Genomic DNA, 24,088 nt, shown 5'->3' with positions numbered 1-24,088 from the left:
CTCAGCGCGGTGCCGCAGCCCACTCGGCGGGCGTGTACGTCTTCATCGACAGCGCATGCACCTCGTCGGTGTGCATTTTCGCACCCAGCGTCTTGTAGACCCGCTGGTGCCGCTGGATGGCGCGCAGACCGTCGAATTCGGCCGAGACGATGGTGGCATACCAGTGGCGCCCGTCGCCCTCGAGTGCGATGTGCTCGCAGGGCAGTCCGGTGGCGATGATGGCTTGCAGTTCTTCAGCGGTCATGGGGTCAGCCTCGGATCTTGTAGCCGATGCGCAGGAGATGGACGGCGACGGCGCTCACGACCAGCCAGGCGCTGCCGACGATGCCCAGGCTGAGCCAGGGCGACACGTCGCTCACGCCGAAGAAGCCATAGCGGAAGCCGTCGATCATGTAGAAGAAGGGATTGAGGTGGCTCACCTTCTGCCAGAAGGGCGGCAGCGAAGCGATCGAATAGAAAACGCCCGACAGGAAGGTCATGGGCATGATCAAAAAGTTCTGGAACACGGCCATCTGGTCGAACTTCTCGGCCCACAGCCCGGCGATCAGCCCCAGCGTACCGAGCATCGCCGCGCCCAGGAAGCCGAAGGCGAGAATCCACAGCGGCGCGGCGAAGTCCGGCACGGCAAAGAACAGGGTCACGATGAACACGCCCAACCCGACGGCCAGGCCACGGATCACCGACGAGCCCACATAGGCGAAGAACCAGCCCCAGTGCGACAGCGGCGTGAGCAGGATGAAGACCAGGCTGCCCATGATCTTGCTCTGGATGATCGACGACGAGCTGTTCGCGAACGCGTTCTGCAGCACGCTCATCATCACCAGCCCCGGAATCAGGAAGGCGGTGTAGCTGACCGTGCCGTAGACCTTCACATGGTCTTCCAGCACATGGCCGAACACCATCAGGTACAGCACGGCGGTGAGCACCGGCGCGCCGACGGTCTGGAAGCCGACTTTCCAGAAGCGCAGCACTTCCTTGTAGAGGAGCGCGTGCCAGCCGGTGGCTGAAATCATCATCGGGCCACCTCCAACGGCGTCTGTTCACCGGCCATGAGGTCGATGAAGACGTCCTCCAGGTCGGCCTTGCGCATCTCCACGTCCTCGACCGCCACGCCCGCCTGACGGAGCGCGCCCAGCAACTGCTCGACCTCGTGCGCGTTCTGCGCCGGCAGTTGAACAATGCGCCCGGTGATGCGGGCGTGCTGGGCAATGGCCCAGGGCAGGTCGGCATCCGTCTTGAAACGCAGCACATTGCTGGCAGCCGACTTGAGCAGTTCGCTGGTGCGGTCGAGCGCGATCACGCGGCCCTGCTTGAGCATCGCGATGCGGTGGCACAGCGCCTCGGCCTCTTCCAGGTAGTGGGTGGTGAGCAGCACGGTGCAGCCTTCCTTGTTGAGTCGTGCCACGAACTGCCACAGCGTCTGGCGCAGTTCGACATCGACGCCGGCCGTGGGCTCGTCGAGCACGATCACCGGCGGCTTGTGCACCAGCGCCTGCGCGACCAGCACCCGGCGCTTCATGCCGCCGGAGAGCTGCCGCAGGTTGGCGTTGGCCTTGTCGGCCAGGCCCAGGCTGTGCAGCAGTTCGTCGATCCAGGCGTCGTTGTTCTTGATCCCGAAGTAGCCCGACTGGATACGCAGCGATTCGCGCACGTTGAAGAAGGGGTCGAACACCAGTTCCTGCGGCACGATGCCGAGGTGGCGTCGCGCTTGCGCATAGTCGCGCTGCACGTCGAAACCATGCACGCTCACGGTGCCTGCGGTGGGCCGCGAGAGCCCGGCCAGCATGCTGATCAGGGTGGTCTTGCCGGCCCCGTTGGGACCGAGCAGGCCGAAGAACTCGCCCTGTTCGATCTGAAAACTGACGTCATCGACCGCGCGGAGGCCGGTATTGCCCTGGGCGCGCTGTTGACGGGTGGCGGGATAGGTCTTGCAGACCGATTGGAAGGAGATCGCGGGCATGGGAGCCCGAGATTCTAGGCGGGCCGCACTTTTCTAGGGCGCGGCCGGCAAAAGGCCCGCGATGCCGTAGAGCGAAGCCAGTTCACGCAGGCGAGGCGACAGGCCCCGAACGGCGAAGCTGCGGCCCAAGGCGCTGGCCTCACGCCGGCATTCCAGCAGCACCGCGAGTGCCGACGAATCGAAACGCTCCAGCGCGCTCGCGTCGACGACGGCAATGGAGCCCTGCTGGCCCGCCAGGCCCTGCTGCAGCATCCGCATGCAGGCAGGCGCCTCGTCGTGCGTCAGCTTGGGCGGCAGGACCAGCATGTCGCTCAGCCCTTGCCGTTGCTCTTGTTGCGGGCGGCCAGCGCCGCAATCAGGCCGTCGATGCCCTGGCTGTTGATCTGCTGCGCGAACTGCGTGCGGTAGGTATCGACCAGCCAGACGCCCAGCACGTTGAGGTTGTAGACCTTCCAGCCACTGCCCTCGCCCGGCGTCTTCTCGAGCCGGTAGTCGAGCTGCACCGGATCGCCGCCACCGCGGATCTCGGTGCGCACGAGCACCTCCTTGTCGTCGGGCGAACCGCGGAAGGGCCGGACGCTGACGCTCTGGTTGCTCACCTGGTCGAGCGCGCCGGCATAGGTGCGCACCAGCAGCGTCTTGAACTCGTCCTGCAGCCGCTTTTGCTGTTCGGGCGTGGCCTGGCGCCAGGCCGGACCGACCGCCGAGGCGGTCATGCGCTGGAAGTTGACGTTGGGCATGATCTTGCTGTCGACCAGCAGCATGATCTTGCCGATGTCGCCGGCCTTGATCGACTTGTCGGCCTTGATCGTGTCCAGCACATCGCCGGAGATGCGCTGCACCAGGACGTCGGGCGCCTCGTCGGCAGCACGGGCGGGCGATGCGAAGAAGGCAGCCGCACTGAACAGCAAGGCGCTGGCGAGGGCGAGCCGACCCATGTGGCGGCGTTGCACGGTAGCGGTGAAGTTCATGGTCAAAACAGTTTCCTCGGAGCGAATCGAAAGACGGAGCCCTCGGGCTCAAGCCTGTTGGAAGTACAAAGCATGCACCAGGTTCCGGGCCTGGCGCGAGCGCTTGCAACCGGATGCAAGCACGACGACCTCAGTCGGCACCCGCGCCGTCGTCCGGCGGGTTGCCGTCGTGCACGTCGCTGCGTCGACGCTGAAGGTACGCATCACGGGTGAAGGAATACTTGTCGAGCGCGGCGTCGCCGATGAGTCGGCCGGCGCGCAGGTAGCTGGCACGGGTGTCGACGACGCGCAGCACATACATCGAATTGCGCACCGGGATGTCGTGCACATAGCCGACCAGATCACCCTTCATGTCGAGCGGCAGCGCGGCCGTGTCGCGCAGCGTGGACGAGCCGAGAACAGGCAGCACCACGTAGGGACCGCTCGGCACGCCATAGCGACCCAGGGTCTGGCCGAAATCTTCGCTATGGCGGTCGATGCCCAGTTCACTGGCCACGTCGATCAAGCCACCCAGCCCGAAGAAGGTGTTGACGTTGAGCCGCATGAAGGTCTCGGCACTGTTCTGCGCCTTCAGTTGCAGCACGTTGTTGGCGAAGCTCCAGACATCGCCCAGGTTGGCGAAGAAGTTGTTGACGCCGGTGCGCACCGGCGAAGGCAGCACCGCCTCGTAAGCCGTGGCCACTGGGATGAGCACGGTACGGTCCACCGCATCGTTGAAGCTGAAAACGCCTCGATTCAGCGGCTCGAAGGGATCGGCCTTGTTCGGGAACGGCCCACTGGCGCAGCCGGCCAGTGCCGCCAGCGTCAACGCGGCGGCGGCGAAACGGAAGTGCCGCAGCGACATGGGGGCCGATGCGGCCGGAGAGACGGGAGTAGGAGGCATCATTTCTTGGTTGCCGGAGCGGGCTGTGAACTGCCCTCGGCAGCCTTGCTGTACAGGAATTGGCTGATCAGGTTCTCGAGAACGACAGCGGACTGGGTCGCGGTCACGACGTCCCCCTGCTGCAGATTCTTCGCCTCGGCGCCCGCCTCGATCCCGATGTACTGCTCGCCGAGCAGGCCGCTGGTGAGGATCTTGAGGGAGCTGTCCTTGGGGAAACTGTAACGATTTTGCAGAGCCAACGTCACGCTGGCCTGGAAATTCTTGTCGTCGAACGTGACCGACTCGACACGCCCGACCACCACCCCGGCGCTCTTGACGGCGGTCTGCGGCTTCAGGCCGCCGATGTTGTCGAAGCGCGCCGTGACCGTGTAAGTCTTTTGGAAACTCAGGCTCAGCAGATTGGCCGACTGCAGTGCCAGAAAGAGCAGTGCCGCCGCGCCGATCAGCACGAACAGGCCTACCCAGGTGTCATTGTTGGAACGTTGCATGGTTCGGTCTCGTTGCGTGTTTCTACTAGATGCTGAACATCATCGCCGTCAGCAGGAAATCCAGGCCGAGGACCGCGAGCGACGCGACCACCACGGTGCGGGTGGTCGCGCGCGACACGCCCTCGGGCGTGGGTTGGGCCTCGAAACCCTGCAGCAGCGCCACGAAGGTCACGGTGAAGCCGAAGACAACGCTCTTGACGACGCCGTTGCCGACGTCCTTCCAGACGTCGACGCCGCCCTGCATCTGACTCCAGAAGGCGCCGGCGTCGAGCCCCAGCATGAGCACGCCGACCACGTAGCCGCCCACGATGCCGACCGCGCTGAACACCGCCGCCAGCAGCGGCATGGTGATCACGCCGGCCCAGAAGCGCGGCGCTAGGATGCGCTGCACCGGGTCGACCGCCATCATCTCCATGGCACTCAATTGCTCACCGGCCTTCATGAGGCCGATCTCGGCGGTCAGCGACGTGCCGGCGCGGCCCGTGAAAAGCAGCGCGGCCACCACCGGGCCGAGTTCCCGCACCAGGCTCAGGGCGACCAGCAGACCCAGCGCATCGGCCGAGCCGTAGCGCTGCAGCGTGTAGTAGCCCTGCAGGCCGAGCACGAAGCCGACGAAGAGCCCGGAGATCGCGATGATCGCCAGCGAGTAGTTGCCGAGGAAATGGATCTGGTCGCGCACCAGCGAGAAGCGGCCGAGGCTCCGGGCGCCAGGGCCCGTCAGGCGCGCGAACAACCGGGCGCCATGGCCGAGGTCGGCCAGCTTGCTGCGCACCGCGAAGCCGATGTCGGCGGGGTTCCAGAAGCTCATGGACGGCCTCCCGGCGCAGGCCCGAAGTCGTCGGCAACGCTGGCGCCCGGGTAGTGGAAATGCACCGGCCCATCGGGCAGCGCGTTGACGAACTGATGGACCAGCGGGTCGGCGCTCGCGCGCACCTCGGCTGGCGGGCCCTGCGCCGCGATGCGCCCGTTGGCCAGGATGATCACATGGTCGGCGATACGAAAGGTCTCTTCCAGGTCGTGCGACACGATGATGCTGGTGAGGCCGAGCGTGTCGTTCAACTGCCGGATCAGGCGGGCGGCCGTGCCGAGCGAGATCGGATCGAGACCGGCGAAGGGCTCGTCGTACATCACCAGATCGGGGTCGAGCGCGATGGCGCGGGCCAGCGCCACCCGACGCGCCATGCCGCCGGACACTTCGCTGGGCAGCAGGTCGCGCGCGCCCCGCAGGCCGACCGCGTCCAGCTTCATCAGCACGATGTCGCGCACCAGCGCTTCAGGCAGCTGCGTGTGCTCGCGCAGCGGAAAAGCCACGTTGTCGAACACGCTCATGTCGGTGAACAGCGCGCCGAACTGGAACAGCATGCCCATGCGGCGCCGGGCCGCATAGAGTGCCGGCGCCTTCATGCGGCCGACGTCGACACCGTCGAGCAGCACCTCGCCCCGCTGGGCGCGCAACTGGCCGCCGATCAGGCGCAGCACCGTCGTCTTGCCGCCGCCGGAGGCGCCCATGAGCGCCGTGACCTTGCCACGCGGCACGGCCAGCGTGACGCCGTCCAGGATGGCGCGCGCACCGTACCCGAAGGTCAGATCACGGAATTCGACAAGAGAAGGTGCGGGTGCGTCCATATCAAAAAGAAAGCCGGGCGCCCATTGGGGCATCCCGGCTTGCGGTGTGCCCCCATGATAAGGGAGCGCACGTTGTGACGTTACGACACGTTTCAGCGCGGCAGGTCGCTGAACCCCATGAGGAACTCGTCCACCGCTCGCGCCGCCTGGCGGCCCTCGCGGATGGCCCAGACCACGAGCGACTGCCCCCGGCGCATGTCGCCCGCCGCAAAGACCTTGGGCACGTTGGTGGCATAGCCGCCGATGAAGTCCACCGTGGCCTTTGCGTTGCCCCGGGCGTCCTTGTCGATGCCGAAGGCGTCGAGCACCGGCGCCACCGGGCTGACAAAGCCCATGGCCAGCAGCACCAGATCGGCCTTGAGGATTTCCTCGCTGCCGGGCACCTCGACCATCTTGCCGTCCTTCCACTCGACGCGGACGGTCTTCAGGCCAGTGACCTTGCCCTTTTCACCGATGAATTCCTTGGTCGAGATGGCGAACTCGCGTTCACAGCCTTCTTCGTGGCTGGAACTGGTGCGCAGCTTGTAGGGCCAGTACGGCCAGGTCATCGGGCGGTTCTCTTCCTCCGGCGGCTGGGGCATCAACTCGAATTGCGTGACGCTGACCGCGCCGTGGCGGTTGCTGGTGCCGACGCAATCGGAGCCGGTGTCGCCGCCGCCGATCACGATGACGTGCTTGCCATCGGCCCGCAACTGACCCTTGAGCTTGTCGCCCGCGTTGATCTTGTTCTGCTGCGGCAGGAACTCCATCGCGAAATGAATGCCGTCAAGATCGCGGCCGGGCACCGGCAGGTCGCGCGACTGCTCTGCGCCACCGGTCAGCAGCACCGCGTCGAATTCCTTGTCGAGTTGCTCGGGCGTGACGGTTTCCTTGGCCCAGTTGGTGACCTTGGAACCCTTGCCCAGCGTGTCTTTGGCAGCGCCAACGACCACGCCGGTGCGGAAGTTCACGCCCTCGGCCTTCATTTGCTCGACGCGTCGATCGATGTGCGTCTTCTCCATCTTGAAGTCGGGAATGCCGTAGCGCAGCAGCCCGCCGACGCGGTCGTTTTTCTCGAACAGGGTCACGTCGTGGCCGGCGCGGGCCAGCTGCTGGGCCGCTGCCAAACCGGCGGCGCCGGCGCCGACCACCGCGACCTTCTTGCCGGTCCTGTGCTTGGCGATGCGGGGCTGGACCCAGCCCTCCTTCCAGGCACGGTCAATGATCGCGTGCTCGATCGATTTGATACCCACCGCGTCGTCGTTCACGTTCAACACGCAGGCGGCTTCGCACGGTGCAGGGCAGATGCGACCGGTGAACTCCGGGAAGTTGTTGGTCGAGTCGAGCACCGTGAAGGCGTTCTGCCAGTCCTTGCGGTACACCAGATCGTTGAAGTCCGGAATGATGTTGTTGACCGGGCAACCGCTATTGCAGAAGGGCGTGCCGCAGTCCATGCAGCGCGCGCCCTGAACCTGAGCCTGCCCATCGTCAAGGCCGATGACGAATTCCTTGTAGTGCTTGAGGCGTTCCTCGACAGGCTTGTAGCCCTCTTCGACGCGCTCGTACTCCATGAAGCCGGTGACTTTTCCCATCGTGCTGTCCTGTTCCTTTGTTCTTCTGAGACGTCTTCTGCGGCGGCTCAGGCCGCAGCGGTCTTGCGCACCGCGTGCGGCTCCAGGCCCACGTGCGCGTTGTTGCCGCTGCTGGCCAGTTCCATCTTGCGGTCATGGATTTCCGCCAAGGCGCGCTTGTATTCGTTGGGGAACACCTTCACGAAGCGCGTGCGGCTCACCGTCCAGTCGTCCAGCAGTTCGCGCGCACGCTTGCTGCCGGTCCAGCGGTGGTGGTCTTCCAGCAGCTTGCGCAGCTGCGCCTCGTCGGTCACGCCGTTGTGCCAGATCGACTTCTTGACCGTGGCCGTCTGCTCGGCGGTGGTGAGCACTTTCTCGAGCGAGACCATCGACAGGTTGCAGCGCGAAGCGAACTGGCCGTCCTCGTCGTAGACGAAGGCGACGCCGCCGCTCATGCCGGCCGCGAAGTTGCGGCCGGTCTTGCCCAGCACCGCGACGGTGCCGCCGGTCATGTATTCGCAGCCGTGGTCGCCGGTGCCTTCGACGACTGCCGTCGCCCCCGACAGACGCACCGCGAAACGCTCGCCGGCCACGCCGCAGAAATACGCTTCGCCGGTGGTGGCGCCGTACATCACGGTGTTGCCGACGATGGTGTTGCGCACCGCCTCGCCACGGAAGTCCAGGCTCGGTCGCACCACGATGCGGCCGCCCGACAGGCCCTTGCCGGTGTAGTCGTTGGCGTCGCCGATCAGGTACAGCGTGATGCCGCGGGCCAGGAAGGCGCCGAAGGACTGGCCGCCCGTGCCTTCCAGCTGGATGCGGATCGAATCGTCCGGCAAGCCCTCGGGGTGCACCCGCGTGAGCGCGCCCGACAGCTTGGCGCCGACGGTGCGGTTCACGTTGCGGACCACCTCGATGAACTGCACCTTCTCGCCCTTGTCGATGGCCGCACGCGACTTCTCGATCAGCTTGGTGTCCAGGTTGTGCTCGAGGCCGTGGTCCTGGTTCTCGACATGGAAGCGCGGCACGTCGTCCGGCACGTTCGGCAGCGCGAACAGGCGACTGAAGTCGAGGCCGCTGGCCTTCCAGTGCGCGACACCCTTTTTCATGTCGAGCAGGTCGGCCCGGCCGATCATCTCGTTGAAGCTGCGGATGCCCAGCTGGGCCATGATCTGGCGCACCTCTTCGGCGATGAAGAAGAAGTAGTTGACGACGTGCTCGGGCTTGCCAGAGAACTTCTTGCGCAGCACCGGGTCCTGCGTGGCCACGCCCACCGGGCAGGTGTTCAGGTGGCACTTGCGCATCATGATGCAGCCCTCGACGATCAGCGGCGCCGTGGCGAAGCCGAACTCGTCGGCGCCCAGCAGCGCGCCGATGGCGACGTCACGGCCGGTCTTCATCTGGCCGTCCGCCTGCACCCGCACGCGCCCGCGCAGGCGATTCAGCACCAGCGTCTGCTGGGTCTCGGCCAGGCCGATCTCCCAGGGGCCGCCGGCATGCTTGATCGACGACCAGGGCGACGCGCCCGTGCCGCCGTCGTGGCCGGCGATCACCAGGTGGTCGCTCTTGCACTTGGTCACGCCCGCGGCCACCGTGCCCACGCCCACCTCGCTCACCAGCTTCGTGCTGATGCTGGCGTGCGGCGCGACGTTCTTCAGGTCATGGATGAGCTGCGCCAGGTCTTCGATCGAATAGATGTCGTGGTGCGGCGGCGGGCTGATGAGGCCCACGCCCGGCACCGAGTAGCGCTGCTTGCCGATGTACTCGGTCACCTTGCCGCCAGGCAGCTGGCCGCCTTCGCCGGGCTTGGCGCCCTGCGCCATCTTGATCTGGATCTGGTCGGCCGAGCTCAGGTACTCGGCGGTGACGCCGAAGCGGCCCGAGGCCACCTGCTTGATCTTCGAACGCAGCGAATCGCCGGGCTTGAGCGCCAGGTCGACCTCGACGTTCGCCTCGCCGATCACGCTCTTGAGCGTGTCGCCCTGCTGGATCGGGATGCCCTTGAGCTCGTTGCGGTAGCGCGCCGGGTCTTCCCCGCCTTCGCCGGTGTTGCTCTTGCCGCCGATGCGGTTCATGGCCACGGCCAGCGTGGCATGCGCCTCGGTCGAGATCGAGCCCAGCGACATCGCGCCGGTGGCGAAGCGCTTGACGATCTCGGCGGCCGGCTCGACCTCCTCGACCGGAATCGCCTTGCTCGGATCGATCTTGAATTCGAACAGGCCTCGCAGCGTCATGTGGCGGCGGCTCTGGTCGTTGATGATCTGGGCGTATTCCTTGTAGGTGCTCCAGTTGTTGGCGCGGGTGCTGTGCTGCAGCTTCGCGATCGCGTCCGGCGTCCACATGTGGTCTTCGCCGCGGGTGCGCCAGGCGTACTCGCCACCGGCATCCAGCATGCTGGCCAGCACCGGGTCGTCGCCGAAGGCGGCCGCATGCATGCGCAGCGCCTCTTCCGCGATCTCGAACACGCCGATGCCTTCGACGCGGCTCGCGGTGCCGGTGAAGTACTTGTCCACCGTGTTCGCGTTCAGGCCGATGGCCTCGAACAGCTGGGCGCCGCAGTAGCTCATGTAGGTGCTCACGCCCATCTTGGACATGATCTTCGACAGGCCCTTGCCGATCGCCTTCACATAGTTGTAGATGGCCTTCTCGGCCGACAGGTCGCCCGGCAGGTCCTCGTGGATCGCGGCGAGCGTTTCCATGGCCAGGTACGGATGCACGGCTTCGGCGCCGTAGCCTGCCAGCACGCCGAAGTGATGCACTTCACGGGCGCTGCCGGTTTCGACCACCAGGCCGGCCGTCGTGCGCAGGCCCTCGCGCACCAGATGCTGGTGGATGGCGCTGGACGCCAGCAGCGCGGGGATCGCCACTTGCGTCGCGCTGACTGCGCGGTCGCTCACGATCAGGATGTTGCTGCCGCCCTTGATCGCATCGACTGCCTCCGCACAGAGCGAGGCCAGCTTGGCTTCGACGCCCTCGCGGCCCCAGTCGGCCGGGTAGGTGATGTCGAGCGTCGTGCTGCGGAACTTGCCCTGCGTGTGCTGCTCGATGTCGCGCAGCTTCGCCATGTCGGCGAAGTCGAGAATGGGCTGGCTCACTTCCAGCCGCATCGGCGGGTTGACCTGGTTGATGTCCAGCAGGTTCGGCTTGGGGCCGATGAAGCTGTTGAGCGACATCACGATCGCTTCGCGGATCGGGTCGATCGGCGGGTTCGTCACCTGGGCGAACATCTGCCGGAAGTAGTTGTAGAGCGTCTTGTTCTTGCTCGACAGCACCGCCAGCGGGCTGTCGTTGCCCATCGAACCGATGCCCTCTTCGCCGGCCTGCGCCATCGGCGACATGAGGAACTTGATGTCTTCCTGCGTGTAGCCGAAGGCCTGCTGGCGATCGAGCAGCGAGACCGCGCTGGCAGGCGCTTCGGCGGCCGGCGCATCGACGCTGTCGAGCTTGATGCGCAGGTTTTCGATCCACTGCTTGTAGGGCTTGGTGTTGACGACGTAGGCCTTGAGCTCGTCGTCGTCGATCATGCGGCCCTGCTCCAGATCGATCAGGAACATCTTGCCGGGCTGCAGCCGCCACTTGCGGACGATCTTGTGCTCCGGCACCGGCAGCACGCCGGATTCCGACGCCATGATGACCAGGTCGTCGTCGGTCACGCAGTAGCGCGAGGGGCGCAGGCCGTTGCGGTCGAGCGTGGCGCCGATCTGCCGGCCGTCGGTGAAGACGATCGAGGCCGGGCCGTCCCACGGCTCCATCATCGCGGCGTGGTATTCGTAGAAGGCGCGGCGGCGTTCGTCCATCTTCTCGTGCTGCTCCCAGGGCTCCGGGATCATCATCATCACGGCCTGGCTGATCGGGTAGCCGGCCATCGTCATGAGCTCGAGACAGTTGTCGAAGGTGGCGGTGTCGGACTGGCCCGCGAAGCTGATCGGGTACAGCTTCTTCAGGTCGGGGCCGAGCACCGGCGAGGCCATCACGCCTTCGCGCGCCTTCATCCAGTTGTAGTTGCCGCGCACCGTGTTGATTTCGCCGTTGTGGGCGACGTAACGGTACGGGTGGGCCAGCGGCCACTTGGGGAAGGTGTTGGTCGAGAAGCGCTGGTGCACCAGGCCGATGGCCGAGATGCAGCGCTCGTCGGACAGGTCGAGGTAGTACACGCCCACTTGGTCGGCCAGCAGCAGGCCCTTGTAGACCACGGTGCGACTCGACATGCTCGGAACGTAGTATTCCTTGCTGTGCTTGAGTTCCAGGTTCTGGATGTTGGCGCTGGCGGTCTTGCGGATGACGTACAGCTTGCGCTCGAGCGCGTCCTGCACGATGACGTCGTTGCCGCGGCCGATGAAGACCTGGCGCAGGATGGGCTCGGTCTTTTTCACCGCCGGAGACATCGGCATGTCGCGGTTGACCGGCACATCGCGCCAGCCCAGCAGCACCTGGCCTTCGGCCTTGATGGCACGCTCCATCTCCTGCTCGCAGGCCATGCGCGAGGCGTGCTCCTTGGGCAGGAAGATCATGCCGACGCCGTATTCGCCATAGGGCGGGAGCTCGACACCCTGCTTGCCCATTTCTTCGCGGTACAGCGCGTCAGGGATCTGGATCAGGATGCCGGCGCCGTCGCCCATCAGCTTGTCGGCACCGACGGCGCCGCGATGGTCGATGTTCTCGAGGATCTTGAGCGCCTGCGTCACGATGTCGTGCCGCTTCTCGCCCTTGATGTGCGCCACGAAGCCCAGGCCACAAGCGTCATGCTCGTGGCTGGACGAATACAGCCCGTGTTGTTCCAGGTACTGGATCTCGGCTTCCGTCGTCATGGACGCACTCCTTCATTCATCGCGGAAATTTCGCAGGGAAAGGGAGGATATTGCGTTGCACAAACAATGCCAAGCACTTTATTTGGGGTCAGATACTCAATAAATCCAGATTAATTTATTCGAGCATTAATCGGGGACATATTGAATGACTTCGAGAGTATCGATCCTGCGAGTCCGCCACCCCCGTGCTCAGGCGCTCAGGCGCGGGGCAACTGCGGACGCCGACCGGCTCGGGCTTTGACGAGGCGCCGCGAGGTCGCCTCCTGCAACTGAGCGACAAAGCGCTCGTCGCCCGCGGCCCAGCCTTGCAGCGCGGACTCGGTCAGCAATTGCTGGTCGTGTGCGGCGATGCCGACGCGCACCCGTTCGGCATACGCTGCCTCACGTGCGAAGGGCGTGTTGCCCAGCGTCCAATACAGCGGATGTGGCGTCAGGAAGCGGTCGGTGCGCAGACCGACGTAGTGCGGGTGGCTCGACCACGGAAAGTCGCGTGCCTCGACGGCCATGCCAGCGCGGACCGGGTTGAGATCCATGTAGACCATGCACGGCAGCAGGTAGCGTTCCGCCTGTAGCACCGTGGCGCGGTAGCGCCCCTCCCACAGCGTGCCGCTGCGGCCGTGGCGATCGTTGAAGCTGCGGACGTAGCTGCGCCCGACCGCCTGCATGAACTTCGGCAGGCCCTCCGCCGTGGTGGGCGTTGCCAGCAGATGAAAGTGGTTGTCCATCAGGACATAGGCATGCAGGGCGACGCCGAAGCGCGGGGCGTGCTCGGCCCACAGCGCCAACAACCGCTCCCGGTCGACGTTGTCGATGACGATGGCCTGGCGGTTGTTGCCACGCTGGATGACGTGGTGCAGCTGGTCGGCCAGCGAGAGTCGGGGCAGGCGAGCCATGGCGGCGCGGGTCAGGCGAGCAGACGTCAGGGCAGGCGGAAGCGCGTTTCCAGCAGCGACGACAGGCCGAACTCCGCCAGCAGGCTGCGCAGCCGCTCGGCGGCGCTGGCCTTCGGATGCCCGGTCCGCCGCGCGATGATGAGCTCGTTCTTCATGCTGTGCTCCCAGCCGACCAGTTCGGTCACCGTGACCTGGTAGCCCTGCGCCTCGAGGTACAGGCAACGCAGCACGTTGGTGAGCTGGCTGCCGATTTCGCGCGTGTGCAACGGATGCCGCCACAGCTCGGCCAGCGGCGTGCGCGACAGGGCCAGCGCCTTGGTCTGGCGCAGACAGGCCGCGACCTCGGCCTGGCAACACGGCACCAGCACCATGAACTTCGCCTGCTTCGCCAGCCCGAACGCGATGGCGTCGTCGGTCGCGGTGTCGCAGGCATGCAGGGCGGTCACCACGTCAATCTGCGCGGGCAGCTCGCTCGCATGGGTCGATTCGGCCACGGTCAGGTTGAGAAAGGCCATGCGGTCGAAGCCAAGACGCGTGGCCAGAGTGCGCGATTTCTCGATCAGCTCACTGCGGGTCTCGATGCCGTAGACATGGCCACCGCCCAGTGCCTTGAAGAACAGGTCGTAGATGATGAAGCCGAGGTAGGACTTGCCCGCGCCGTGGTCGGCCAGCGTGGCGTGGGCGCCCTCCTCCGGCAGCTCGCGCAGCAGCTTCTCGATGAACTGGAACAGGTGGTAGACCTGCTTGAGCTTGCGGCGCGAATCCTGGTTGAGCCGGCCCTCGCGGGTGAGGATGTGCAGCTCCTTAAGCAGTTCGACGGACTGCCCAGGCCGCAGTTCCTGCAGCACGTCGGCTTCGGCCTTGGCCGCCTTGTCGACCTTGCTCATCGCACCGCTCCGCCCGGGCCGACGTTCAGCGCGGCCCATCCGCTGGCGCCCAGCGCCTCCAATGTCTCGATGTTGCGCTCGAAGATGGCCTCCGGGTCCGGGAAGGCTTCCACCGCGCGGTCGATGCTCTCCTCGCGCAGCAGATGCAGCGTCGGGTACGGCGCACGGTTGGTCGCGTTGCCGATGTCGTCCGCCTCGGTGCCCGCGAACTGGAAGCGCGGATGAAAGCTCGCCAGTTGCATCACGCCTTCGAAACCAGCGCGCGCCAGCCGCTGCTCCGCGCGCGCGGTGAAATCGTTGAAGTCCAGGAAATCGGCCAAGGTGTTCGGTGCCATCAAGAGGGTGGTGTCGCGCTCGGACGCGGGAAGTTCCGCCAGCGCCCGGGCCTCGGCCAGGAGCGCATCCAGGAGGCCGGCGTCGTCGTCGGAGGCCAGGTGCGCCGCGTAGTGGATCTGCCGCTTCACATGCACCGCCTTGGCGAAGGGGCACAGGTTGAGGCCGATGACCGCAGTTTCTAGCCAGTGGCGCGTGTCGGCTTCGGCTTGGGCGGCAGCGATTGTCTCAGCGCCGGACGAGGTCGGCACGCCAGCGGCTGCAGGGGCCCTGTTCGTCACGCGGGCACTCCCGCCGGCGCGACGCGACGCGCGAGCCCGGTTGCCAGACCGATGCCGGCCAGCGCGCAGACGCCGGTGACGGCCCAGGTCCACTGCCACCCGCCGACGCGGTGCGCCAGCCAGGCGACCAGCGGCGGCGCTGCGAACTGCCCCAGTGCGGAGGCCTGCTGCATCAGTCCGACGGTGGTGGCGACCATCGATGCACCGGGCGCGACCCGCACCGCCAGCACGAACAAGGTCGCCGGCACCATGCCGCCGGCCAGGGAGAACAGGCAGACCGCGCCATAGCGCAGCACCGGCGGCAGCCCCACCGCGTCGGCGCCGGTGCCGACCTGGGCGAAGGCGGCCGCCGCACCCACCGCCATCGCCGCATAGCCCCAGTGCAGCAGCCGGCCCGGCGGCGTGCCGCGTTGCAGCCAACGGCCAGCAAGCACATTGCCGCCGATGTTCATGGCGGCGGCGCAGGCGGTGAGCACTGCGCTCAGGCCGGCCGGCACGCCGGCGCCGGTGTAGATCGACGGCAGGAATCCGATGACGGCGATCCACTGCGCCGAATACACCGCGAAGGCGGCGGCGACCAGCCAGGGGCCGGTCGAACCGACCGTGCCGCGCAGGCGGCCGTGCCAGCTCGCATCGCGCGGCGCGCCGGTCGCGCGTGGCGACTTCGGCACCCACCGCATGACGCCGATCGCCGCCAGGGCCGAGACGGCGGCCAGCGCCCACCACCAGACCGGCCAACCGGCGGCGCCGATCAGGAACGGGCCGATCAGCAGCGCGAGCGCCACGCCGAGCGGCATGTAGGCACCCCACCAGCCAAGCGCCGCCTTTTCGCGGTCGGGCGGCGCCGTGGCGCGGATCAACGCCGGCGCGGGCATCACGACCAGCAGGAAACCCAGGCCCTCGAACGCCCGCAGTGCAAGCAGCCAGCCGATGGCCGTGTCGCCGGTGAGGCCCAGCGCGCCGACCGCGCCGCCGAGCAGACTCGCCAGGGTGAGCAAGGCCAGGCCTGCGAGCAGGCTGCGACGCAGGCCGATCGTGTCGGCCGCGAGCCCCATGGGCAGGCCGAGCGTCATGCCGGCGATCTGCACCAGCGCCAGCAGGAAGCCGGCCTGCACCAGCCCGAGGCCGAGCGAAGCCTGCAGCGCACTGACCGCCGGCGGCAACTTGCCCAGGTGCAGGGCCGCACTCACCCCCGCGGCCAGCACGGCCAGGGTGGGGAGCGGCAGGCCACGGCCGGCGTTCCGGGTTCGGCTCATGCGGTCCATGCGCGCCCGGTGAGACGCTCGTGCTCGCGCATGGCGAAGCGGTCGGTCATGCCGGCGATGTAGTCCGCCACGGCGCGCGGCCGGTCGACGCGCTCGGCGAAGGACGGCCGCATTTCCGCAGGCCGGTCGAGGTAGGCCGTGAACAGTGCGCGCACCACTTCTTGCGCCTGCGTCGTGGTCTGCATGACCTGGGGGTGGCGGTACAGATCGCGGAACAGGAAGCGCTTGAGCGCCACCGACTGTGCACGCATGGCATCGCCGAACAGCACGAGCGGCCCGGCCTGCCGCGCGGCGTCGGCGTCGGCCGGCGACGCGGCGTCGATGGCCGCGCGCGTGGCGTCGATCACGTCGTAGACCTGCGCGCTCAGCATCCGGCGGATGGTTTCATAGAGCATGCGGCGCCCGGCAAGCGCCGGATGCTCGGCCAGCGCCTCGCAGCGGTAGCGCTCGAAGAGTTCGACCTCGGCCAGCTGCTCCATGCCGATCAGCCCCGAGCGCACGCCGTCGTCGATGTCGTGCGCGTTGTAGGCGATCTCGTCGGCCAGGTTGCACAGCTGCGCTTCCAGGCTGGGTTGCGTCCGCTCGAGAAAGCGCCGGGCGACGCCGTTCGGCTCGGCGGCTTCGATGCGCTCGGCATTGGCGCGCGAGCAATGCTTGAGGATGCCTTCGCGGGTCTCGAAGCTGAGGTTCAGGCCGTCGTACTGCGGATAGCGGTGCTCGAGCGCATCGACCACCCGCAGGCTCTGCAGGTTGTGCTCGAAGCCGCCGTGGCCCGCCATGCAGGCGTCCAGCGCGTCTTGGCCGGCATGGCCGAAGGGCGTGTGACCGAGGTCGTGGGCCAGCGCGATCGCCTCGACCAGGTCCTCGTTCAGCCGTAGCGCCCGGGCGATCGAACGCGCCAGCTGTGCCACCTCCAGCGAATGCGTGAGCCGGGTGCGGAACAGGTCGCCTTCGTGGTTGAGGAAGACCTGCGTCTTGTAGACCAGCCGGCGGAAGGCGGTGGAGTGGACGATGCGATCGCGGTCGCGCTGAAAGGCGTCGCGCGTGGGGGCCGGTGGCTCCGCATGGCGGCGGCCGCGCGAACGCGCTGCATGGCTGGCGACAGGGGCGAGTTCGGTCATCGCGCGCGCCCGAACCCCATCGCCTCAGGCCGCACCACAGGCCGCCAGCACCTCGCGCACCATCGCGTCGGGCGCGGCCCGCATCACGGCGGAGCCCGGCGCGTCGATGACGACGAAGCGGATCTCGCCCGCCTCGGATTTCTTGTCGACCCGCATCAGTTCGAGGTAGCGTTCGGCGCCGAAACGCGGCGCGACGGTCGGCAGCCCGGCCCGTTCGATCAAGGCCGTCAGGCGCCGCACGAAAGCCTCGTCGACGCCGCCCAGCCGTTGCGAAAGGTGCGCTGCCATCACCATGCCGCAACCCACGGCCTCGCCATGCAACCACTCGCCATAGCCGAGCGCCGATTCGATCGCGTGGCCGAAGGTGTGGCCGAAATTCAGTATCGCCCGCAGGCCGCTTTCACGCTCGTCCTGGCCGACCACCTCGGCCTTGATCTCGCAACTGCGCCGCACCGCGTGCGCCAGTGCGGCCGGGTCCTGCGCCCGCAGCGCCGGCAGGTTCGCCTCGATCCAGTCGAAGAAGGCCATGTCGTAGATCGGCCCGTACTTGATCACCTCGGCCAGGCCGGCACTGAGCTCGCGCGGCGGCAGGGTCGTCAGCGTCGCCAGGTCGCACAGCACCCGCTGCGGCTGGTAGAAGGCGCCGATCATGTTCTTGCCCAGCGGATGGTTGATCGCCGTTTTGCCGCCGACGGACGAATCGACCTGCGCCAGCAGCGTCGTCGGCACCTGCACGAAGGGCACGCCGCGCATGTAGCTCGCAGCGGCAAAGCCGGTCATGTCGCCGACCACGCCGCCGCCAAGCGCGAACAACACCGTCTTCCGGTCGCACCCGTGTTGCAGCAGGGCGTCGAAGATCAGGTTCAGCGTGGTCCAGTCCTTGTGGACCTCGCCGTCCGGCAGCGCGAGCACATGCACCGCGGCGAATCGCCCGGCCAGCGCCTTTTGAAGCGCGGGCAGGTAGAGCGGCCCGACAGTGGTGTTCGTGACGATCATTGCGCTCGCCGCGGGCGGCAGGCCGTCGAAGCTGACGGCATCGCCGAGCAGCCCGGCGCCGATCAGGATCGGATAACTGCGATCGCCGAGCGCGATGTCGACACGCTGAGGCGCCGCGGGAGAAACCGGTGTGAGCATGTCCGCAAGTTTAGGCGCTGCGGCGGGGCGCGCGGCTCAAGGCGTCGGGTCACCGTCCGGTGCCGGCGCGGGGAGGACGATGCCGGCCTGGGCGAGCTGCTGCACGATGGTGCCGACGAGCATGGCGATCGACGGTCGGCCGGTATCGACGGTGGTGTGGGCGATCTCGCAGTAGAGCGGATCGCGCACCGCATGGAGATCCTTCAAGCGCTGGAGCGGATCGGCCACCTGCAGCAGGGGCCGCTTGGTGTCGTGGCGCAGCCGCTTGAGCAGTTCTTCGGGCGACGAACGCAGGTAGACGACATGGGTCCGCTCGCGCAGGTGCTGCCGGTTCGACACCCTCAGCACCGAGCCGCCTCCGGTGGCCATCACAGTCTGCCGAACCGACGAGGTCAACTCGGCAAGCACCTCTTCCTCGACGTCACGAAAGGCGTCCTCGCCTTCGCGATCGAAGTATTCCCGGATGGTGCAGCCGATGCGATCTTCGATGCAGTGGTCGGTGTCGACGAAGCGCCACCCCAGCTGCTGCCCGAGCCGCCGGCCGACGGCGGACTTTCCCGAACCGGGCAAACCGACGAGAGCGACCGTCGGTGCTCCGACGACGCTAGCAATCTCCACGCTTCATCAACGTGCGGCGTTGCGGTCGGTGATCATCTTCGGCGTAATGAAAACCAGCATTTCGGTCTTGTTGTAGGTGCGATCGCGGGTGCGGAACAGGGCGCCGAGAAAGGGCACTTCACCCAACACCGGAATACGCGATTCGTTGTTCGTCTCGGTCATCTCGAAGATACCACCGATGACGACGGTGCCACCGTTCTCCACCAGCACCTCGGTCTGCACGTGCTTCGTGTTGATCGCGAAGCCCGCGGTCGTGGCCTGGCCCACCGTGTCCTTGTTGACGTCCAGCGTCAGGATGATGTTGCCTTCCGGCGTGATCTGCGGCGTCACTTCCAGCTTCAGGTTCGCCTTGCGGAAGGCGATCGACGTCGCGCCGCTGGAGGTGGCGACCTGGTAGGGCAGTTCGGTGCCCTGCTCGATCAGCGCCTTGGTCTGGTCGGCCGTCACGACGCGCGGGCTGGACACCACCTTGCCCTTGCCGTCCGCCTCGAGCGCGGAGATCTCCAGGTTCAACATGCGCGACAGGCTGGAGTTGAAGAGCGAGATCGCGAAGGTGCCGGGGTCGTTGCCGTTGCCGGACACGCCGGTGGACGGCAGGCTGACGAAATTGCTCTGCGTGAATTGCGGGAAGCTGACGTTGGGGCTGGTGCTGGTGGATGTGGCCACGCCGTTCGTCACCGTGGTCGTCGTGCCGCCGCCGGTCACGTTGGGATAGGTGCCGATCGCCGTGCGCGAGTTGATGGCCCCGCCGCCCAGGCGAACCCCCAGCGACCGGCCGAAGGTGTCGGAGGCCTCGACGATGCGCGCCTCGATCAGCACCTGGCGCACCGGCACGTCGAGCTTCTGGATCAGCTCGGCCACCTGTGCCAGACGCGTCGGCACGTCGGACACGAACAGCTGGTTGGTACGCGACTCGGCGATCACGCTGCCGCGCGGGCTCAGGATGCGGGTCGCATTGGAACCGCCGCCGCCGCCGCCGCCCGAACTGGCGCCGGTGCCGGTCAGGCCCTGCGCAATGATCAAGGCCTTGGTGTAGTTGAGCTGGAACGACTGCGTGCGCAGGGGCTCGAGGGTTTCGATCGCCGCCTTGGCCTCGAACTCCATCTTCTCCTTGGCGTTGATCTCGTCCTTGGGAGCGATCCAGAGCACGCTGCCGTTCTTGCGCAGGCCCAGGTTCTTGGCCTGCATGATGATGTCCAACGCCTGGTCCCAGGGTACGTCCTTGAGGCGCAGCGTCAGGGCACCCGTCACGGAATCGGAGGTGACGATGTTGAAGTTCGTGAAGTCGGCGATGACCTGCAGCAGCGAGCGGATCTCGATGTTCTGGAAGTTCAGCGAGAGCTTTTCACCGCTGTAGCCCACGCCCTGCGTGAGCTTGGTCGGGTCGACCTTGCGCGGACGGACTTCCACCACGAACTGGTTTTCGCTCTGGTAGGCGCTGTGCTCCCACTCGCCCTTGGGCTCGATGGTCATGCGCACGCGGTCGCCGGATTGCTGGGCGGTGATCAGTTGCACCGGGGTCCCGAAGTCCGAGACATCGAGGCGGCGCCGCAGCCCCTCGGGAAGCGTCGACTTGGTGAATTCGACAACCAGGTTCTTGCCCTGTTGACGGATATCGACGCCCACCTGGTTGTTCGCCAGATCGACGATCACCCGACCGGTGTTGTCGGCGCCGAGCCGGAAATCCACGTCGCGCAGTGGCAAGGTGTCACGGTTGCGGTTTTCGGCAAAGCTGGCCGATGCCGACGTTGCCAAGGCCGCACCCGCCACTGGTTCCAGCGCCACCAGCAGCGACCGGCCCTGGATCTCGGTCTTGTATGCGGTGGCCTGCTTCAGGTTGAGGACAAGCCGCGTGCGCTCGCCGGCCTGAACGACATTGATGGAGCGCAGATTGCCCTGATTGACCTCGACCGCCGAGCGGCCGATGGCATTGGTCACCCCGGGGAAATCCAGCGCAATGCGCGCCGGCGTCTGAATGGCGAAGCCCGCCGGTGGCGCGGACAGCGCTTGCGTGAGGTCGATGCGGACGACTTCCGCGCCCGATTGCATCGAGGTCGTGACCGACTCGATGGCGTTCTGCGCCTGGGCTCCAGCCATGGCTGCGAGCATCCCGAGCGCGAGGCCGGCGCCGCGGACCCACCGAACGACCATTGCTTGTTGTTGACTCATTTCGACCTCTCTTGCAGTTCCAGCGTCGCCGCGCGTTCGATCCATTCACCGGCGGCGTCCTGCACGATTTCACGCAAGGCCAGTTCGGTTTCGTTGATATGGGTGATGCGCCCGTAGTTCAGGCCCAGGTAGTTGCCCACGCGCACCTGATAGAGCAGTTTGTCGACACGGATCAGCGCCACCGGCCGACCGCTGCGATTCATGCTGCCGACCATGGCCATCGCATCGAGCGGATAGGACTCGAGGGCCTCCTTGCGCCGCGTCAGCTCGGGCCCGATCAGCCCGGACGTGCTGGGCTGGGCCGAGTCGCGCCGCAGGGCCTGCGTCAGCTTCTGGCTGTTGAAGGGCTCGAACGCCGCACCTTCGGTATAGGCCTGCGGGGTGAACTTCTTGGGTTCGGCCAGGGGTTGCACCGTGGGGCGCACCTTGGCGCGCTCCTCGGCCATCCATTGCTGCAGATCCTGTTGCTCGGAACCCCAGCATCCGCTGAGAACCGTCACCACGGCGCAGAGCCCCAACGCTTTGGCGCATCTCATTTTTTCTTCGCTCCGGAAGCCGCCGCGCGCCGCTGCGTCGCTTGCTCTTCATCGTCGAGGTAGCGGTAGGTTCGCGCGGTGGCATCCATGGTCAGCGCGCCGTCTTTCTGCGGCGTGATCGACAGATTGTTCAAGGTGACGATGCGCGACAGGTTGGCCACATCGGCGACGAAAGCGCCCATGTCGTGGTACTTGCCGCTCACGCGGACGGCGATCGGCAGCTCGGCGTAGTAGTCGCGAACGGCCACCTGTCCCGGGCGGAACAGTTCGAATTGCAGGCTGCGGCCCAGGCCGGCCTGGTTGATGTCGGAAAGCAGCGCGTCCATTTCCGCCTTGCTGGGCAACTGCTTTTCGAGCAGCGTCACATACTGCTGCGCCTGTTCACGCTGCTTCTTCAGGAGGTCGAGGTTGGCCGCCTGGGCGACCTTCTTCTGGTAGTCGACGCGCAGCGTGACTTCCTTGGCGCGCTCCGCCTCCAGTTCGTCGTTCGAATTCGTCAGCCAGACGAACCACAGGGCCACCAGCACGAGCGCCGTGATCGCAACGCACAGCAGGTAGCGCGGCGCAGCCGGCCAGACCGACGGGTCGTTGGGATTGAGCCCCTGGAACTGCTCGGCCACGCGCCGCAACGCATCGCCGACGTCGACGCGGGGAGCTGATTTCTTGGTCGCCATTCGCGGGCCCCTTAACCTTTGACCGGAGCGGCGGCAGTGCCGCCGGCCCCTCTTGCCGGCACCGAACCGGCACCGCCCTCGGGCTTCTGTCCGTCCGTCGGCCGCTTCAACCCGATGCGCATGGTGAAGTTCGCCACGCGGCGCTGGTCGCGCGGGGTCAGCGCCACGGTGCCGGCGGTGATTTCGACCAGTTCGGGCTTCACCAGCCAAGGGCTGCTGTTGCCCAGATTGCGCAGCAATTCGGACACCCGTTCGTTCGACTGCGCCATGCCCTGCAGCGTCACGGCCCGATCGTCCTGCTTCATGCTGGCCAGATAGACGCCATCCGGCAGCTGACGCACCAGTTCATTGAGCAGGTGCACCGGCATGTTGCGGTCGCCCTGCAGGTCTTCCACCGCCTGCTGACGCGCCTTGAGGGCGGCGATTTCAGCCTGCAGCGTCGAGATTTCCTTGATCTCGGATTCGAGCTTCTTGATCTCGGACGTCAGGTAGTTGTTCTTCGCCTGCTGACTCGCTATTTGCGCCTGGTACCAGACATAGGCAGCACCCGCGATGAGCCCGCCCAGCAACGCCGCCGCCCCGAGCGTGGCGTAGAAGCTCTCGCGGCGACGCTTGCGCGCCGCCTCGCGGTGCGGCAGTAGGTTGATCAGGATCACTGCAGGAACCTCCGCATCGCCAGGCCGCACGACGTCAGGTACGAGGGCGCCTCGCGCTTGACCTTCTTCTCGCGAATGCCCGAGCCGAACCCCATGCCATCGAATGGATTCACCAGCGAACAGGCGAAAGATGTCTGGCGCGTGACCGCGCTCGTCAGCCCCGGAAGTGCCGCCGATCCGCCGGCCAACAGCACGTAGTCGACCCGGTTGTGCGGCGTGCTGGTAAAGAAGAACTGCAGCGCGCGCGCGATTTCCTGGGCGATGCTGGCCACGAAGGGCTTGAGCACGCCCGCGTTGTAGTCATCGGGCAGGTCGCCGCTTCGCTTCTTGGCCTCCGCCTCTTCCACGGAAAACCCGTATTGACGCACGATGAGCTGGGTCAGCTGGGCGCCACCGAATGCCTGGTCGCGGTCGTACAGCACCTCTTGATTGCGCAAGACCTGCATGCTGGTCGTGTAGGCGCCGACTTCGAACAGCGCCACTACCGCATCGCGGCCCTGGCCAGGCAATTGCTCGATCAGGCGCGCGGTGGCCAGTCGGGAGGCATAGGACTCCACGTCCAGGATCATGGCCTTGAGGCCCGCTGCTTCGGCCAGGCCTTGGCGGTCCTGTACCTTCTCCTTGCGAGAGGCGGCGATGAGCACCTCGACGTCGCCCGCCGAATTGGCACTCTGGCCCATGACGCAGAAGTCCAGGCTCACTTCATCCAGCGAGAAGGGAATGTATTGGTTGGCCTCGGACTCGACCTGCAGTTCGAGCTCCTGCTCGCTCATGCCGCCAGGCAGCATGATCTTCTTGGTGATGACGGCCGAGGGCGGCAGCGCGAGTGCCACGTTGCGGGTCTTGGTGCCGCTCTTGCGCACCGCTCGGCGGACCGCTTCGGCGACCTCGTCGAACTTCTCGACGTTGCCATCGGTGATCCAGCCGCGCTCCAACGGCTCGATGGCGCAACGCTCCAGAACCAGCTTTCCGCCGGGATCGCGCCCCAGTTCGACCAGTTTGACGCTGGACGAACTCACGTCCAGCCCCACCAACGGTGCGGGCTGACGACGAAACAACGATCCGAAGGCGGTCAAGGTCGATCCCATCCGTTTGTAACGATTGGAAAAAATTGCGTATGGTTGCATGCTAGCAGCAACATCCCACGACCTCCAGCAATCCCGAACCCGCACTCGCCGCATCGTTGTCAAAAGTTAACGCACCTGTTCCCTTCTGCAACTTACGTGACGCGATAC

23 protein-coding genes are annotated in these 24,088 nt (G+C 66.4%); all 23 read right to left on the bottom strand.

The features are described from left to right. Position 1: 1 nt before the first annotated feature. The 23 genes from ACSFBE_RS02275 to ACSFBE_RS02165 all read right to left on the bottom strand — a co-directional run bounded on the left by ACSFBE_RS02275 (position 2) and on the right by ACSFBE_RS02165 (position 23,929). A complete protein-coding gene (locus tag ACSFBE_RS02275; protein WP_435488740.1) occupies positions 2-244 on the bottom strand; it encodes a BolA family protein in 243 nt (80 codons plus the stop codon). 4 nt (positions 245-248) lie between these two features. Continuing rightward, on the bottom strand, positions 249-1,013 hold the full coding sequence (locus tag ACSFBE_RS02270; protein WP_435488897.1) for an ABC transporter permease: 765 nt from the start codon (positions 1,011-1,013) through the stop codon (positions 249-251). Beyond that, the gene (locus ACSFBE_RS02265; RefSeq protein ID WP_435488739.1) at positions 1,013-1,960 is read right to left on the bottom strand and encodes an ABC transporter ATP-binding protein; all 948 of its coding nucleotides are present in this window, start codon (positions 1,958-1,960) and stop codon (positions 1,013-1,015) included. Before ACSFBE_RS02265 ends, ACSFBE_RS02270 begins: the two co-directional genes overlap by 1 nt. Positions 1,961-1,993: 33 nt before the next feature. Then, a complete protein-coding gene (locus ACSFBE_RS02260; protein WP_435488738.1) occupies positions 1,994-2,266 on the bottom strand; it encodes an STAS domain-containing protein in 273 nt (90 codons plus the stop codon). 5 nt (positions 2,267-2,271) lie between these two features. Then, on the bottom strand, positions 2,272-2,931 hold the full coding sequence (locus ACSFBE_RS02255; RefSeq protein WP_435488737.1) for an MlaC/ttg2D family ABC transporter substrate-binding protein: 660 nt from the start codon (positions 2,929-2,931) through the stop codon (positions 2,272-2,274). A 130-nt stretch (positions 2,932-3,061) separates the two neighbouring features. Next, positions 3,062-3,775 carry an MlaA family lipoprotein gene (locus tag ACSFBE_RS02250; RefSeq protein ID WP_435488736.1) on the bottom strand — a complete coding sequence of 238 codons (714 nt, stop codon included), beginning with the start codon at positions 3,773-3,775 and terminating at the stop codon, positions 3,062-3,064. Positions 3,776-3,813: 38 nt separating this feature from the next. After that, a complete protein-coding gene (gene mlaD, locus ACSFBE_RS02245) occupies positions 3,814-4,302 on the bottom strand; it encodes an outer membrane lipid asymmetry maintenance protein MlaD (protein ID WP_435488735.1) in 489 nt (162 codons plus the stop codon). A 25-nt stretch (positions 4,303-4,327) separates the two neighbouring features. Then, positions 4,328-5,110, bottom strand: coding sequence for a lipid asymmetry maintenance ABC transporter permease subunit MlaE (mlaE, locus tag ACSFBE_RS02240; RefSeq protein ID WP_435488734.1), 783 nt, complete (start codon positions 5,108-5,110; stop codon positions 4,328-4,330). Further along, the gene (locus ACSFBE_RS02235) at positions 5,107-5,961 is read right to left on the bottom strand and encodes an ABC transporter ATP-binding protein (RefSeq protein WP_435488733.1); all 855 of its coding nucleotides are present in this window, start codon (positions 5,959-5,961) and stop codon (positions 5,107-5,109) included. The genes mlaE and ACSFBE_RS02235 overlap by 4 nt, the downstream gene beginning before the upstream one ends. A gap of 59 nt (positions 5,962-6,020) precedes the next feature. Continuing rightward, complete coding sequence (locus ACSFBE_RS02230) at positions 6,021-7,499, bottom strand: glutamate synthase subunit beta (protein ID WP_435488732.1); 1,479 nt, start codon at positions 7,497-7,499, stop codon at positions 6,021-6,023. 47 nt (positions 7,500-7,546) lie between these two features. After that, positions 7,547-12,286 carry a glutamate synthase-related protein gene (locus ACSFBE_RS02225; RefSeq protein ID WP_435488731.1) on the bottom strand — a complete coding sequence of 1,580 codons (4,740 nt, stop codon included), beginning with the start codon at positions 12,284-12,286 and terminating at the stop codon, positions 7,547-7,549. Positions 12,287-12,483: 197 nt separating this feature from the next. Then, positions 12,484-13,179, bottom strand: a complete 696-nt coding sequence (locus ACSFBE_RS02220) for a transposase (protein WP_435488730.1) — start codon at positions 13,177-13,179, stop codon at positions 12,484-12,486. Positions 13,180-13,205: 26 nt separating this feature from the next. After that, entirely contained in the window at positions 13,206-14,066 is an 861-nt protein-coding gene (locus ACSFBE_RS02215; RefSeq protein ID WP_435488729.1) for a class I SAM-dependent methyltransferase, read from the bottom strand. Further along, the gene (locus tag ACSFBE_RS02210; protein WP_435488728.1) at positions 14,063-14,680 is read right to left on the bottom strand and encodes a DUF1415 domain-containing protein; all 618 of its coding nucleotides are present in this window, start codon (positions 14,678-14,680) and stop codon (positions 14,063-14,065) included. Before ACSFBE_RS02210 ends, ACSFBE_RS02215 begins: the two co-directional genes overlap by 4 nt. Further along, positions 14,677-15,936: an MFS transporter gene (locus ACSFBE_RS02205; RefSeq protein WP_435488727.1), complete on the bottom strand. Its 1,260-nt coding sequence runs from the start codon at positions 15,934-15,936 to the stop codon at positions 14,677-14,679. Before ACSFBE_RS02205 ends, ACSFBE_RS02210 begins: the two co-directional genes overlap by 4 nt. After that, a complete protein-coding gene (locus ACSFBE_RS02200) occupies positions 15,933-17,066 on the bottom strand; it encodes a deoxyguanosinetriphosphate triphosphohydrolase (RefSeq protein WP_435488726.1) in 1,134 nt (377 codons plus the stop codon). The genes ACSFBE_RS02205 and ACSFBE_RS02200 overlap by 4 nt, the downstream gene beginning before the upstream one ends. Positions 17,067-17,090: 24 nt before the next feature. After that, positions 17,091-18,200, bottom strand: a complete 1,110-nt coding sequence (aroB, locus tag ACSFBE_RS02195) for a 3-dehydroquinate synthase (RefSeq protein ID WP_435488725.1) — start codon at positions 18,198-18,200, stop codon at positions 17,091-17,093. Positions 18,201-18,236: 36 nt separating this feature from the next. Then, positions 18,237-18,812 carry a shikimate kinase gene (locus ACSFBE_RS02190; protein WP_435488896.1) on the bottom strand — a complete coding sequence of 192 codons (576 nt, stop codon included), beginning with the start codon at positions 18,810-18,812 and terminating at the stop codon, positions 18,237-18,239. Between the two features lie 12 nt (positions 18,813-18,824). Beyond that, positions 18,825-20,987: a type IV pilus secretin PilQ gene (locus ACSFBE_RS02185; RefSeq protein WP_435488724.1), complete on the bottom strand. Its 2,163-nt coding sequence runs from the start codon at positions 20,985-20,987 to the stop codon at positions 18,825-18,827. Further along, positions 20,984-21,523, bottom strand: a complete 540-nt coding sequence (locus ACSFBE_RS02180) for a pilus assembly protein PilP (protein ID WP_435488723.1) — start codon at positions 21,521-21,523, stop codon at positions 20,984-20,986. Before ACSFBE_RS02180 ends, ACSFBE_RS02185 begins: the two co-directional genes overlap by 4 nt. After that, positions 21,520-22,197 (bottom strand): type IV pilus inner membrane component PilO, encoded by a 678-nt coding sequence (locus ACSFBE_RS02175; protein ID WP_435488722.1) that lies wholly within the window; start codon positions 22,195-22,197, stop codon positions 21,520-21,522. Before ACSFBE_RS02175 ends, ACSFBE_RS02180 begins: the two co-directional genes overlap by 4 nt. A gap of 11 nt (positions 22,198-22,208) precedes the next feature. Next, positions 22,209-22,853: a PilN domain-containing protein gene (locus ACSFBE_RS02170; protein ID WP_435488721.1), complete on the bottom strand. Its 645-nt coding sequence runs from the start codon at positions 22,851-22,853 to the stop codon at positions 22,209-22,211. Beyond that, a complete protein-coding gene (locus tag ACSFBE_RS02165) occupies positions 22,850-23,929 on the bottom strand; it encodes a pilus assembly protein PilM (RefSeq protein ID WP_435488720.1) in 1,080 nt (359 codons plus the stop codon). Before ACSFBE_RS02165 ends, ACSFBE_RS02170 begins: the two co-directional genes overlap by 4 nt. Positions 23,930-24,088: the final 159 nt, after the last annotated feature.

Origin of the sequence: Variovorax sucrosi (assembly GCF_051216635.1) — a bacterium.
In the GTDB taxonomy this organism is placed as follows: Bacteria; Pseudomonadota; Gammaproteobacteria; order Burkholderiales; family Burkholderiaceae_C; genus Variovorax.
The sequence above is the reverse complement of the archived record's forward strand: the minus strand, read 5'-3'. Positions and strand labels throughout refer to the sequence as shown.